Consider the following 13,476-nt stretch of genomic DNA (forward strand, 5'->3'; position numbering starts at 1 on the left):
CGCGGCCGTCTCCGAGACGGCCGGCATCTGCGTCAATGCCGCCCGTCCGGCAGCGGACAGGCTTCGCCGCAGCCGCCGACACCCGGCAGATTGTAGCGCAGGCAGCAGACTTTGCGGCGGGCGAATTCCAGCCCGCATTGCTGGCGCGCCATGCGGATCATGCCGAACATCGGGTTGCGCCCGCCGCCCGGCCACTCGGCATCGTTCAGCAGCGCCAGGCCGCCCTCGACAAGGGCGGGCTCGTGGCGGTGAGCGATCTCTTTCAGGATCCAGGAGAGATAGGCTGCGGCGTTGTTCCAGAGAAGCTTCGGCGCGACGCCGGCATTGGCAGCGATCGCCGCAATGACAGGTTCGGCATGGCCGAGCATCAGCCGGTGAAGCTCGGCTGCCGGATCGGCCGCAGCCTCCGGCCGATCGGACATCACGAATGCTTCCGGCTCGCCTGTCTGCTCATTGCAGACCAGTGACAGCCGGTCCATCTCCAGCGGCAGCGCGATGCGGTTCACGAACATATGGACGCTCGGAGCGATCGTCAGCATGCTGAAATAATAGAGCGTCCACATGGAGACGATCGCGCGGCGATCGCTGCCAGGAAATTTTTCGGCATAGCGGGCGATGATGCCGTCAAACATGTCTCGATCGCCGAGATCCCTGCAGGGAATGACAATCCCGGTCGGTGGCGCAGAGGCAAGCAGCTTGCCGCGGCAATAGGCGAACGGGCCATCGCCCACCAGGCCGTCGAGGTCGACGGCCTGGTGGGCGACAGGATGATCGGCGATCGAAGGGCGCGAGACTGCCCCGTTCATTTCTGCCGCCATGGTGCTACCACCGATACTTCAGGGTGCCGGTCATGTTGCGACCCTGGCCGAGGTAGCAGAAGCCCTCTTCGCAGACTGTTTCGCGCTCATCACCGATGTTGCGGATGTTGAAGGCTGCCGTAAGTCCTTCATATTTCTTGTCGACGGCCCCAAAATCATAGGCGAGGGCTGCGTCAACATAGAAAGTTGCGGGATTCTTCGAGGTGTTGGCGACATCCGTCCAGGTCTCGCTGATGTAGCGTACGCCGGCGCCCATCGACAGACCGTTGAAGGGGTTGCTTTCCTGGAAGGTATAATTCGCCCAAAGGCTCGCAACATGGGTCGGGGTGATGGCGGGCGTATTTCCGACGTTGTCGCCCCCGGTTATTTCCGAGTCGTTGTAGGTGTATGCGGCAATAATATCGAGGCCGTCGGCGATTGCCGCGCGGGCTTCAAGCTCGATACCTTTTCCCGTCACCTCGCCCTGCGAGTCGTAGGCGAAGGTCAGCGGGTTGGCGAGCCTCGGCTTGTTTTGCTCGACGATGTGATAGGCGACAGCCGAGAGCAGGATGTCGGAGCCGGGCGGCTGGTATTTCACCCCGAGTTCGAATTGCTCGCCCTTCGTCGGCGGAAGAATCGTGTTGGTTGCCGACCGGTTGGTGACCGGATCGAAGGAGGTAGCGTAGGAAGCAAAGGGCGCGATGCCGTTGTCGAAGAGGTAAAGCGCGCCAGCCTGCACGGAGAAGGCATTTTTGTCGACGTCCTCCGAGCTGACCGTGGGCAAGGTCGAATCTCGCGTCTGGTTCACCCAGGTCTGCCGGCCGCCGAGGTTGAAGCGCCAGTTTCCGGCCTCGATCTGGTCCATGACATAAATGCCGAGCTGCCGCATGTCGGCATCGGACGCCAATATATTATAATCCGGCGTAGCGCCCGAGACTCCATAGGTCGGATTGGCGATATCGAAGTCGAATGCCGGATCTGCGGCTCCGGCGCCGTAGCCAAAGCTCGACTGGAGATTGGTGTAGTCGAGCCCGAACAGCATCGTATGCGCAAGCGGGCCTGTATCGAACTTCGCCTCGAGCTGATTGTCGACCTGGAAAACGTTCATTTCGTCCCGGATCGCGTTGGTGCCGCGATGCGCGACGGTCCCGGTCCAGCTGGTAACACCCAGGTAGCGAGCCTCCAGATCGAGATGCGAATAACGCAGGTTCTGCCGGAAGGTCAGGCCGTTGTCGAATTCATGCTCGAATTGATAGCCGACTTGCTGCTGCTTGACCTTTTGATAGTCATAGTCGGGATCGCTCGCCCTGAGATCGAGAATCCTGCCGTCCACCGTTGTGATCGCGCCGACATTGGCGTCGATCTCGTCGGACTGCGCCAGACCATACACCGTGAAAGTCGTGCCTTCGTCAGGCTTCCAGGTGAAGGACGGCGCGAACAAATAGCGGTCGTCGGCAATATCGAAATTCGTGTCGCCGCGGCGGGCGACACCAACGATGCGATAGAGAAAATCGTCGTTGCCCTCGCTGATCGGCCCACCGAAATCGAACATCCCCTGCACCCGGTCCTTGGTGCCGTAGGTAATGCCGACTTCGCGGATCGGCTCCTCGGTCGGAAGCTTCGATATCTTGTTGACGAGGCCGCCCGGTGAACCGGAACCGTAAAGAACGGAAACCGGTCCCTTGATCACCTCGACGCGCTGCAGCTGATAGGGATCGGTGCGGAACATCCCATAATTGATGTAGGGCTGACGCAATCCGTCACGATAGTCACCGACCGTCGTGGCGTTGTAGCCGCGAATGTAGATCTGGTCGAAACGCGGGTCGAAGCCGCTCGTTCCCGTCGTCACGCCGGCGGTGTAGCGCACCGCCTCGATGACCGTCTGCGCGCCGCGCTGCACGATTTCCTTCTCGGTGGTGACCGACACGGAACGCGGCGTCTCGACGAGCGGCGTGCTGATCTTGGTCGCGCCGGCGCTGTTTTTGGCGGTGACCGACGTCCGGTCGGTCTTGCTATCAGAGGCTGCACCTTGGATGACGATCGGTTCCAGCGTCGTCGCCGTGTCGCCGGTGGTGGCGCTCTGGGCGGAAGCCGGCGATGCCGCGATGCCGGTCAGGACGATCGCCGTCGTGGCAAATAGGGTATCTCTATAAATTCGTGATACATTATTAGAAACGTTCAAAAAAACACGCGCCATTGCTTGGTCCCTACGTCATAGATGCGCGCGGAACCTATGGAGCGAAGAAAGCCTTGTCAACATAAGATGATTATTTTTGTCATCTTTTAATCGATGATTTTTGCATGTGCGGCGTTCCCGAACAGGTTGCACGCGTCTTCGAGGCTCGGCCCGGTCTCTGCCTTGGGTTCAACCGCACAAACACCAAATTGGAAGTGGACAATGCGCTCGCCGGGGACGCCGTTTTTCGCGAGGGATATGGCTACGAAGCCGGTGCCCGACGCGCCACCACCAGCCTGACCATTTGACAGATATCCTACGGTCAGCCTTTATCGGCGATGCGAGAAAGCGACCCGGCATTGACATTGAAATCGATGAAGCCGCTCACGCGCGCACTGCTTTACGGCGGTCAATGATATCGACCTGACAGTTGCCGCCGGGAGACGCTGCCTAAGTTTGCTTAACAAACGAGCTGAGCTTTGGTTCGCCAGAGGGGCGTCGAACCGAAAACCTCTACCATCCCAGTCGGGCCGATATCTTGCTGGCGGCCTCCTTCAGCAGAACGATAAAGCGGTCGACGTCGCTTTTTTGCGTGCGGAAGGCCGGTGCGCCGACATTCACCGCGGCGATCACGGATCCGTCGAATGCCAGAACCGGCACTGAGACGGAGACGAGCTGCTCGCTCACTTCACCGTAACTCACGCAAAATCCCTGGCGGCGGATCTTATCCAATTCAGCGACCAACTTGCTTCGATCCGTAATCGTACGCTTGGTCAGCCGCGGCAAGGTCTCGGGGATCATTTGCATCTGCACCTGGGGCTGGAGATAGGCGAGAAGCACCTTGTACGAGCCTGCCGTGAGCGGCCGTCTTCGACCGATCATTGCCTGCACCCGCAAGTCGCGCATCGGTTCGAACTTTGCAATACACAGGGATTCCCCATTGTCGATGATCCTGAGCTGGGTCGTTTCATTCGCCTTCTGGCCTACTTCTTCAAGAACAGGATTGGCTATTCGCACCAGATCAACCTGCGTCGACGCCGCGGTTCCGATAATGATCGCAGTTGTCCCCAGCCGGTAAGTGCCGGTATCGCTCTTCCGCACCAGGCCGCGCCGTTCCAGTGTGCGTAACATACGCAAAATTCTCGGCTTGGTTTCACTGAGGTTCTGCGCCACCTCGGTCAGTCTGATATCCGGGTTTTTGGCGACATTCAGCAATACCTCGATGCAGACATCAACAGATTGCACGATATCGCTTTTCGACGGTGGTGTTTTGTCCATGGGATCAAAGTTTTCTCCGTGAGGAATTCCGAATAAATGGCGGCTTCTCGAATTACGCCTATCGTAACGCGCTTGTTTTGCGTTTGACAGCCCCTTGAGGCCTCCTTACCAATTTGTGTCGAGAGTAGACGGGAACCTGCTCGCACCGACCAAATTAGGTCGGCCTAAAAACGCTAAACCGGGATGGAAGAAATGGCCGCAAAAACATTGACGCGGGCAGCGATCGGGCTGCTCGGAACGATCGCTGTTCCTGCAATGGTCGCAGCACAGGAGGCCCCGCTGACGATCGGGATGTCGACGACGCCGACGACGCTGGATCCCCATGAAGACAGTTCGGCGCCAAACAATGCGACCTCGCGCCATATCTGGGACAGCCTCATAAACCTCACGGGAACGTCGGCAAATGCGCCGGAACTCGCCACCGAATGGAAGGTCGTCGACCCTACCCACTGGGAATTCAAGCTGCGGAAGGGCGTGAAATTCCATGACGGCAGCGAGTTCAACGCCGATGACGTCATTGCTTCGCTTCTGCGTGCCCGCGACAAGCCCAGCCAGAGCTTTGCTTCCTACACCCGCAATATTGTCGATGTTACGGCCACGGATCCCTATACCATCGTCGTCGAGACCAAGGTTCCGGATCCGATCCTGCTGAATTCCGTCAGCCGAATTCGCATTATCAGCGCCGATTGCAAGGAGGCGCCGGTCCAGGATTTCGACAACGGCAAGTGTGCAATCGGAACCGGGGCATATTCCTTCGTCTCCTATTCGCCAGGCAGCAACCTGACCTTGAAGCGCAATGACAGCTATTTCGCCGGCCCCTCGCACTGGTCGAACGTCACGCTCCGCTTCCTGCCCGATGACGGCGCCCGTCTGGCATCGCTTCTTTCCAACGAGATCGACATTGTCGAAACCCTTCCTGCCGATGGAATGGCACGCGTGGAAGCGAGCGATAATCTGCAGATCATCAACGGCCTGTCTTCCCGCTTCGTTTATCTTGGCCTGGATGTCAGCCGTGATGTTTCGCCTTTCGTGAAGGCTGCGGATGGTTCCGATCTCGACAAGAACCCGCTCAAGGACGAACGGGTGCGTCGCGCAATGCTGATGTCGATCAACCGGCCGGCAATCGTCGACCGCGTCATGCAGAAGAACGGCACGATGGCCGACCAATTCGTCGCCCAAGGCTATGCGGGCTATTCCGAAAAAGTCGAGAAGGTGAGCTATGATCCCGCCGCCGCCAAGGCGCTTCTGGCCGAGGCCGGCTATCCGAATGGCTTCAGCCTGACCCTGCATGGTCCCTCTGGCCGTTACGTCAAGGATGCCGAAGTTCTGCAGGCGGTCGGCCAGATGTTCACGCGCATCGGCATCAAATCGAAAGTCGAGGTCCTGCCCTGGTCGATGTATTCGGAAGCCTATTCAAAAGGCACCTACAGCACCTATTTCGGCTCCTGGGGTGTGAACACCGGCGAAACCACCAATCCGACTGTTGCGCTCGTCGCGACGCGCGACGAGAAAAAGGGGACCGGCAGATATAACGGCGGCGGCGTGTCCGATCCGAAGATCGACGAGGTGCTGGCCAAGGCCAGTTCGACGCTCGATCAAGCCGAACGCACGCCCCTTCTCGAGGAACTGTCGACCGAGACCTTCAACAACCTCTGGCTCCTCCCGATGCACTACGAAAACGTCGTGCTGGGTGCCAAGAAGACCGTGTCCTACACCCCGCGCGGCGATAAATATACGCTCGCTTACGACGTGAAGCCGGCGGACTAATGCATGTCGTCCAAACGCGTGCCGCGGTTTTGGGACAAATAAAGATTTGAAGTGCGTCGCATCGATCCAATCGATGCGGCGCGGTTTAAAACAGCAGCATGGGCCGCCGAGGCCGCCCTTTCTTCATCTCCCAGGAGACATTCATGCAGGAACTTGGAACGGGCGAAGCCGTCGCCCGGGCGAAGGCCATCTATGACTATGGCCAGACGGCCATCTTCGCCTCTCAGGCCGATCCCCGCCTCCATATGGTGCTTTATGTGCCGCCGACGGCGGCGGACGGCCGCAAGCTCGACCTCCTGGTCGCGGTCCACGGCACCGGGCGCACGTCGGCCATCGACTTCCGCGACGGTTTTGCCGAATTCGGGCTCTACAACGACTGTGCCATCCTTTGCCCGATCTTCCCGGTTGGCGTTCTCGGTGATGGTGCGCGTTCGGGCTACAAGTTTCTCGAGGAAGGCGACATCCGCTACGATCGCGTCGTCCTTGCCATGGTCGAGGAAGTGGCCGAAAAATACCGTCAGGACTGGTCTAAATTCGCCATGTTCGGCTTCTCCGGCGGCGGCCATTTCGTGCACCGTTTCGCCATCCTCCATCCGGAAAAGCTCTGGGCGGCATCGATCGGCGCACCTGGTTCCGTCACCCTTCTGGATCCGACGCGCGACTGGTGGGTCGGCATCCGGGATCTGGAGGCGCGCTTCGGCAAGTCCTTCCGGCCGGAAGAGCTCGCCAAGCTGCCGGTGCATATGATCGTCGGCGACGCCGATCTGGAGACTTGGGAAATCACCCATAAGCCGGGCGGCAAATACTATATGGATGGCGCAAACGATGCCGGCAAAACGCGGCCCGAGCGGCTTGCCGCCCTGGCGAGCTCATTCCGCGAAGCGGGTGTCGTTGTGACGTTCGATCGTGTTCCGGGTGTCTCTCACGACCGGATGAAAGTTCTCGGTAACGTCAAGGCCTTCCTGGCAAAGGTGCTGAAAGATCGGCGCGCGAAATGAGAAATGCTACGATCGTGGCGCCTCAGCCGGAGGCAGTCGAAGCCGGCGCGGAAATTCTCGAGCGCGGCGGCAATGCCATCGACGCAGCACTCGCCTGTGCCTTCGTCCAGGGCGTGGTCGACCCGCAAATGGCGGGCATTGGCGGCTTCGGCTCCATGCATGTCTACATGCCGAAAAAGGGCGTGCACGAGATCCTCGAATTTTATGCGCGCGCGCCGCTGAAGGCTGCGCCGGACATGTGGCTCGACAAGATCAAGCACCAGAGCCGCGACGGCTTCGGCTACGTTCTTGAAGGCAATATCTCCGATATCGGCTACCTTGCCGTCTGCACCCCCGGCTCGCTGAAGGGCTATGAGACCGCGCTGCGCGACTACGGCACCTTCGAGTGGGCCGATCTCATCAAGCCGGCCATCCGGCTGGCCCGCAACGGTTTCATGATCCGAAACCACATGCATTGGTATTGGGCCAAGGACCAGGCGAACGACGGTTTCGCCAACACGATCGACAAGCTGCGCTTTTCCGCAACGGGGCGGAAAACCTACTTCGACGCCGACGGCATGCTCAAGAACGTCGGCGACCTGCTCGTCAACAAGGATATGGCGCAAACCCTCGAACGCATCGCGCAAAGCGGCGGGTCGGACATTTTCTATCACGGCGACCTGGCCGAACAGATCGCCGACGATTTCAAGGCAAATGGCGGTTTGATCGATCGGGAAGATCTGGCGCGCTACGAATTGTCGAAGGTAAAACCCGTTTGGGGCGACTATCGCCACAACCGCATTGCCACCTCACCGCCCCCGGGCTCAGGTTTCCCGATGCTGGAACTCCTGCATATCATGGAGCAGTTCGACGTCGGCTCGCTGCAGCATGGCAGCGCCGAGCATGTCCGCATCCTGTTCGAAGCCATGAAGCGAATGACGATCGACAAGGACGCGCATATGGGCGATCCCGCCTATGTCGACGTGCCTTATGAAAGGCTGCTGTCGAAAGAGCATGCGCAGGCGCATGCCCACGCGATCAAGGCAGGCGAGGTCGCCAGCGTTTCGCGTCTTGATGGCTCGCAGCGCGACACCACCCACATCTCGGTGATAGACAAGGACGGCAACGCCGTCGCGATGACCCACACCCTCGGCAGTCCCTCGGGCGCGATCACCGATGGCCTCGGCTTCATGTATAATGGCACGATGAGCCGCTTTAATCCGGTTCCGGGCAAACCCGGCTCCATCGCGCCCGGCAAGCGGCGTCCAAGCTCGGCGGCACCGACGATCGTCTTCAAGGGTGACGAGCCCAGCATCGTCATCGGAGCGCCGGGCGGCAGCTATATAGCGCCCGCCGTTGCGCAATGCCTGATGAACATGATCGATTTCGACATGTCCGTGCTCGAAGCCGTCTCGGCGCCGAGGATCGTAGGGGTGTCAAACACGATCGACATCTGCAATCGTATTCGACACTCTGTCGAGGACGAGCTGCGGACGCAGGGCTACCAGGTGGCGCGGTCGCCGCAGACATACGCATTCGCCGCAGTCCACGCGATCAAGATTGAAGGCGGTGTCTCCAAAGGCGCCGCCGATCCGCAGCGCGACGGAATGGCGATCTCCGTCGCCTAAGGAGAGGTTCGATGATCACATCCATTATCAGGCGATTGATACAGGCGCTCTTCGTCGTTGTCGCGATGACGATCATTGTCTTCATCGGCGTCAATGTGATCGGCAATCCGGTCGACATCCTCATCAACCCCGACGCCAATCAGGCGGAGCGGGCACGCGTTATCGCGCATTACGGTCTCGATCAGCCGCTGTGGAAACAGTATCTGCTCTTTCTCCAAGGACTTCTGCACGGGGACTTCGGCAACAGCTTCGTTTATGGGCGGCCGGCGCTGGGTCTGATCCTCGAACGTCTCCCGGCAACGCTCGAACTGGCGATCACGGCTCTCGGCATCGCGCTCTTGTTCGGCTTGCCGCTTGGGCTGTATGCGGGGCTCTACCCCAATCGGATTTCCTCCAAGCTCATCATGAGCGGCTCGATTCTGGGCTTCTCGCTCCCGACCTTCTGGGTCGGCCTCATGCTGATCATGGTGTTTTCCGTCGAGCTCGGCTGGTTGCCGACGAATGGCCGCGGCCCGACGCAGGAACTGCTTGGTGCACAATGGTCGTTTCTGACCGGGGACGGCATCCGGCACCTTTTATTGCCGGCCTTCAACCTGGCTCTGTTCAAGACGTCGCTCATTCTGCGGCTGACCCGTGCCGGCGTGCAAGAGGTGCTGCCCCAGGACTATGTGAAGTTTGCCCGCGCCAAGGGATTGCGAGAGCGGCGGATCATTTCCGTGCACGTTCTCAAGAACCTGATGATCCCGGTGGTGACCATCATCGGTCTCGAGTTCGGGTCACTCATCGCCTTTTCGGTCGTCACCGAAAGCATCTTTGCGTGGCCGGGCATGGGCAAGCTGATCATCGACTCGATCAACCTTCTCGATCGCCCCGTCATCGTCGCCTACCTGATGATGATGGTGCTGCTCTTCGTCGTCCTCAACTTCATCATCGACATCTGTTATACCCTTCTGGATCCGCGGGTCCGGCTGGAAGGAAAGGCTTGACCCCATGGCCGAACCACACACGCAAGACACAAGCGCTCCAACGCCCGAACCCAGTCGTCTGTCGAAAGGGGTCGCGGATTTCTTCAGCTCTCCGGCAGCCGCGATCGCCTTCCTCACGCTGCTGATCATCTGTTGCCTGGCGCTGTTTGCGCCATGGATCTCTCCACAAAATCCCTATGATTTGATGCAGCTCGACATCATGGATGGACGACTGCCGCCGGGGTCGGAATCCATGACCGGGCTCGTCTATCACCTCGGTACCGACAGCCAGGGCCGCGATATCCTGTCCGGCATCCTCTATGGGCTGCGCACCTCTTTGCTGGTGGGTGTTCTGTCGGCTTTCGCCGCTGCCATCATCGGAACCTCCGCCGGATTGTTCGCGGCTTACATGGGAGGACGCACGGAAACCGCGATGATGCGGCTCGTCGACCTGCAGCTCTCTTTTCCCACCATATTGATGGCGCTGATGATGCTCGCCGTGCTCGGCAAGGGCGTGCCCAATGTCGTGATCGCACTGATCATCGCCGAGTGGGCGACCTATGCCCGCACGGTCCGCGGCACCGCTCTGGTCGAGCGCGAGAAGGAATATATCGAGGCGGCCCGGATGCTGCGCCTGCCCGGATGGCGCATCCTCTTCAGGCACCTGCTGCCGAACTGTCTTGCGCCGGTCATCGTCATCGCCACCATGCAGATCGCCAGGGCAATCGGTCTCGAAGCAACCTTGTCCTTCCTCGGTCTCGGTGCATCCGTGACCGAGCCCTCGCTCGGCATGCTGATCTCGACAGGCTACCAGTATCTTCTGACGGGCCTCTACTGGATCAGCTTCTTTCCTGGCATTGCCCTTCTGGTCACGATCGCGGCGATCAATCTCGTCGGTGACCGGCTGCGTGATGTGCTCAACCCGAGGAACATGTCATGACCCCATTGCTGCAAGTGAGCAATCTTGTCACCGAATTCGGCGGCGGCAGGGGACGCCCCAGCCTTTGCGCCGTCAACGACGTGTCGTTCACGGTGGAGCGCGGCAGGGTTCTGGGTCTTGTGGGAGAATCCGGATCCGGAAAGTCGGTGACCGGCTTCTCGATCATGCGGCTCCTCGATAGGCCCGGCCGGGTGGCCGGCGGCCAGATCATCTTCGACGGCGCCGACATCGCGAAATATTCGGACGAGGAGATGCGGCAGCTGCGCGGCAAGCGGATCGCCATGGTATTCCAGGATCCGATGATGACGCTCAACCCGGTCCTGACCGTCGGTACGCAGATGGTGGAAGCCGTCCAGGCGCACGACCGCGTCTCGAAGGATGCAGCCCGGCAGCGGGCGCGGGATGCTTTGGCGCTGGTCGGCATACCAAGCCCCGAAGAAAGGCTTGCCGCCTATCCTCATCAGTTTTCCGGCGGAATGCGCCAGCGCGTGGCGATTGCCATTGCGCTTCTTCACAAGCCGGACCTTATCATCGCCGACGAACCGACAACGGCGCTTGATGTGACGATCCAGAGCCAGATCATTTCCGAATTCCAGAGGCTCACGGAAGAGGGAAATACGGCGGTGATCTGGATCACCCACGATCTGGCGATCGTCTCGAGATTGGCCGACGAGATCGCCGTCATGTATGCCGGCCGTCTCGTCGAGACCGGACCGGTGGGCAAGGTTCTGACCGATCCTCACCATCCCTACACTGCCGGTCTGATCGCGTCCGTTCCTTCGCAAAACAGACGCGGAGAGCCCCTCCACCAGATTCGTGGCATGACGCCGGCAATCAACCGCCTTCCACAAGGATGCAGTTTTCGTACGCGCTGTGACCGGACGACCGACGGCTGTCTGGTCATGCCGGCGCTCATGCAGGAAGGCGACCGCTCCTTCCGCTGCATTCATCCCGTTACGAAAGAGATAGCATGATGACGGCGATCGCCACGCCCCTGATCGAAGCGAGGAACGTGTCGCAGCGCTTCGGAGCCAAGCCCGACCTCGCCGCCAAGATCGCGCTCAAGCTCAGGCTGGCCAAACCGGCACCTATCGTTCATGCGCTCGATAATGTCAGCCTGAGCATTCGACCCGGAGAGGTTGTCGGCCTTGTCGGCGAGAGCGGCTGCGGAAAGTCGACGCTCGGCCGCGCCATTGCAGGGATCACGTCGCCGAGCCAGGGCCACATTCTCTGGAAGGGGATCGACCGAAGCGCCATGTCGAAAGGCGAACAGCATCAGTTCGGTCTCGCCAGCCAGATGATCTTCCAGAACCCGATGGCGGCTCTCAATCCGCGCATGACCGTCGAGGAGCTTATCTGGGAAGCGCCTCGAACGCATGGACTTGCCCGCTCGACGGAACGCGACGCCTATGTCGACAGATATTTGATGCTGGCCGGTTTCGACCCGGCCATGAAAAAGCGATACCCGCATCAGTTTTCCGGTGGCCAGCGGCAGCGCGTCAATATTGCGCGCGCGCTCGCCGTGCAGCCGAAGTTCCTCGTCTGTGACGAAAGCGTCGCAGCGCTCGACGTCTCCATCCAGGCTCAGGTCATCAACCTGTTCATGGAACTTCGCGACAAGCTTGACCTGACCTATTTGTTCGTCAGCCATGATCTCGGCGTCGTCGAACATATTTCCGACCGCGTTGCGATCATGTATCTCGGCCGGATCGTCGAAGAGGCGCCGGTCGAGGAGGTCTTCAGCCGGCCCAATCATCCTTACACGACAGCGCTCTTGGCCGAGGTGCCGCGCATTGAACCCGGCAAGCGACGGTTCAAGCCCGTCGATGGCGAACTCCCCAGCCCGATAAACCCGCCGGAAGGCTGTCACTTCCATCCGAGATGCCCGTTTGCGATGGATCGCTGCCGTCTGGAAGCGCCGGTGAAAAAGGAAATTGCACCGGGGCACCTGTCGGCTTGCCATCTCAACGATGCATAACCCGAACAACGGCACTCGCTCCTGGAACCGCGAGCGCGGTCGACCGCATACGCAGATATTTTCGAAGCGGTGTCAGGACTGCTGACAAGTATCCATCCGTTCAAATGGTCTGCGGGTTTGCAGGGTGTAGCGTTCTCCTCCCGGGTAACGATCGAAGCAAATCTATCCAGAAGACCGCAACTCGATCCCGGTCTTTAGGAAGGAGAATAATTTTCTGTTGTCCCCAATGAAAAATCTGATTTACTGATATTCCGCTGCTTGGCTTTAAGGGGGATATTGCCGATGCTGGGGACACGCAGGGAAATTTTGCTTGGTGGTTTGGCGTTACTTGGCGCTGCTGCAGTTCGGAAACCGGCATTCGCCGCGGCGTCGTCCTATTTTGACGGCACCCTCGTCGACAATGGCGTGACGTTCCGAAGGACCAACTTCGCCAAGATCGACAGGAAGTGGCACCGCCAGGTCGTCAAATATTTCAGCAGCGAGCCGATCGGCACCGTCGTCGTCGATACAAGACACCATTTTCTCTACGTAATCATGGAGAACAAGACCGCCATTCGCTACGGCGTCGGCGTCGGCCGCGAGGGGTTCAAATGGTTCGGCCGCGCCACGATCGACGCCAAATCGCTGTGGCCGCGCTGGACGCCGCCGCCGGAGATGCGCAAGCGCCATCCTGAACTGCCCGAATTCGTCGCGGGCGGCTCACCGAAGAATCCGCTCGGGCCTCGCGCCATGTATCTGCATCGTGACGGCGTCGATACCGGCTATCGCTTCCACGGCACGCTGGAGCCATGGAGCATCGGCAAGGACGCCTCCAGCGGCTGTATCCGCATGTTCAACGAAGATGCCATCGACCTCTACCAGCGTTGCCCCATCGGCACCGCGGTACAGGTTCTGCCGCATATCGCCGACCAGGCCGAAAGCACCACGCAGGTCAGCCAAACAACGCCGGTCGAATAAGGAATATCACCTG

11 protein-coding genes are annotated in these 13,476 nt (G+C 59.9%); 8 read left to right on the forward strand and 3 right to left on the reverse strand.

Annotated features, from left to right (window positions below; genetic code table 11):
* Positions 1-32: 32 nt before the first annotated feature.
* The 3 genes from fhuF to CO671_RS19500 form a co-directional block, all read right to left on the reverse strand.
* Positions 33-818 (reverse strand): siderophore-iron reductase FhuF, encoded by a 786-nt coding sequence (gene fhuF / locus CO671_RS19485; protein WP_097607277.1) that lies wholly within the window; start codon positions 816-818, stop codon positions 33-35.
* Between the two features lie 4 nt (positions 819-822).
* Positions 823-2,994 carry a TonB-dependent siderophore receptor gene (locus tag CO671_RS19490; protein WP_097607278.1) on the reverse strand — a complete coding sequence of 724 codons (2,172 nt, stop codon included), beginning with the start codon at positions 2,992-2,994 and terminating at the stop codon, positions 823-825.
* Between the two features lie 492 nt (positions 2,995-3,486).
* Positions 3,487-4,251, reverse strand: coding sequence for an IclR family transcriptional regulator (locus CO671_RS19500; protein WP_010033788.1), 765 nt, complete (start codon positions 4,249-4,251; stop codon positions 3,487-3,489).
* 192 nt (positions 4,252-4,443) lie between these two features.
* On the opposite strand from CO671_RS19500, the gene CO671_RS19505 reads away from it, so the two are divergent.
* From CO671_RS19505 to CO671_RS19540, 8 genes are all read left to right on the forward strand, one after another.
* Positions 4,444-6,018: an ABC transporter substrate-binding protein gene (locus CO671_RS19505; protein WP_097607280.1), complete on the forward strand. Its 1,575-nt coding sequence runs from the start codon at positions 4,444-4,446 to the stop codon at positions 6,016-6,018.
* Positions 6,019-6,161: 143 nt separating this feature from the next.
* Positions 6,162-7,016 (forward strand): hydrolase, encoded by an 855-nt coding sequence (locus CO671_RS19510; protein ID WP_097607281.1) that lies wholly within the window; start codon positions 6,162-6,164, stop codon positions 7,014-7,016.
* Positions 7,013-8,623, forward strand: coding sequence for a gamma-glutamyltransferase (gene ggt / locus CO671_RS19515; RefSeq protein WP_097607282.1), 1,611 nt, complete (start codon positions 7,013-7,015; stop codon positions 8,621-8,623). The genes CO671_RS19510 and ggt overlap by 4 nt, the downstream gene beginning before the upstream one ends.
* An 11-nt stretch (positions 8,624-8,634) precedes the next feature.
* Positions 8,635-9,609, forward strand: coding sequence for an ABC transporter permease (locus CO671_RS19520; protein ID WP_097607283.1), 975 nt, complete (start codon positions 8,635-8,637; stop codon positions 9,607-9,609).
* A gap of 4 nt (positions 9,610-9,613) precedes the next feature.
* Entirely contained in the window at positions 9,614-10,528 is a 915-nt protein-coding gene (locus CO671_RS19525; protein WP_097607284.1) for an ABC transporter permease, read from the forward strand.
* Positions 10,525-11,502: an ABC transporter ATP-binding protein gene (locus CO671_RS19530; RefSeq protein ID WP_097607285.1), complete on the forward strand. Its 978-nt coding sequence runs from the start codon at positions 10,525-10,527 to the stop codon at positions 11,500-11,502. Before CO671_RS19525 ends, CO671_RS19530 begins: the two co-directional genes overlap by 4 nt.
* Positions 11,502-12,506: an ABC transporter ATP-binding protein gene (locus CO671_RS19535; RefSeq protein ID WP_097607306.1), complete on the forward strand. Its 1,005-nt coding sequence runs from the start codon at positions 11,502-11,504 to the stop codon at positions 12,504-12,506. Before CO671_RS19530 ends, CO671_RS19535 begins: the two co-directional genes overlap by 1 nt.
* 282 nt (positions 12,507-12,788) lie before the next feature.
* The gene (locus tag CO671_RS19540) at positions 12,789-13,463 is read left to right on the forward strand and encodes a L,D-transpeptidase (RefSeq protein WP_097607286.1); all 675 of its coding nucleotides are present in this window, start codon (positions 12,789-12,791) and stop codon (positions 13,461-13,463) included.
* Positions 13,464-13,476 lie beyond the last annotated feature (13 nt).

It is taken from the genome of Rhizobium sp. M10, from assembly GCF_002531955.1.
Lineage (GTDB): Bacteria > Pseudomonadota > Alphaproteobacteria > Rhizobiales > Rhizobiaceae > Rhizobium > Rhizobium etli_C.

Excerpts from the sequence above, each read along its gene's own strand:
- fhuF (WP_097607277.1), bottom strand. The coding sequence starts at position 818 with ATGGCGGCAGAAATGAACGGGGCAGTCTCGCGCCCTTCGATCGCCGAT.
- CO671_RS19490 (WP_097607278.1), bottom strand. The coding sequence starts at position 2,994 with ATGGCGCGTGTTTTTTTGAACGTTTCTAATAATGTATCACGAATTTAT.
- CO671_RS19500 (WP_010033788.1), bottom strand. The coding sequence starts at position 4,251 with ATGGACAAAACACCACCGTCGAAAAGCGATATCGTGCAATCTGTTGAT.
- CO671_RS19505 (WP_097607280.1), top strand. The coding sequence starts at position 4,444 with ATGGCCGCAAAAACATTGACGCGGGCAGCGATCGGGCTGCTCGGAACG.
- CO671_RS19510 (WP_097607281.1), top strand. The coding sequence starts at position 6,162 with ATGCAGGAACTTGGAACGGGCGAAGCCGTCGCCCGGGCGAAGGCCATC.
- ggt (WP_097607282.1), top strand. The coding sequence starts at position 7,013 with ATGAGAAATGCTACGATCGTGGCGCCTCAGCCGGAGGCAGTCGAAGCC.
- CO671_RS19520 (WP_097607283.1), top strand. The coding sequence starts at position 8,635 with ATGATCACATCCATTATCAGGCGATTGATACAGGCGCTCTTCGTCGTT.
- CO671_RS19525 (WP_097607284.1), top strand. The coding sequence starts at position 9,614 with ATGGCCGAACCACACACGCAAGACACAAGCGCTCCAACGCCCGAACCC.
- CO671_RS19530 (WP_097607285.1), top strand. The coding sequence starts at position 10,525 with ATGACCCCATTGCTGCAAGTGAGCAATCTTGTCACCGAATTCGGCGGC.
- CO671_RS19535 (WP_097607306.1), top strand. The coding sequence starts at position 11,502 with ATGACGGCGATCGCCACGCCCCTGATCGAAGCGAGGAACGTGTCGCAG.
- CO671_RS19540 (WP_097607286.1), top strand. The coding sequence starts at position 12,789 with ATGCTGGGGACACGCAGGGAAATTTTGCTTGGTGGTTTGGCGTTACTT.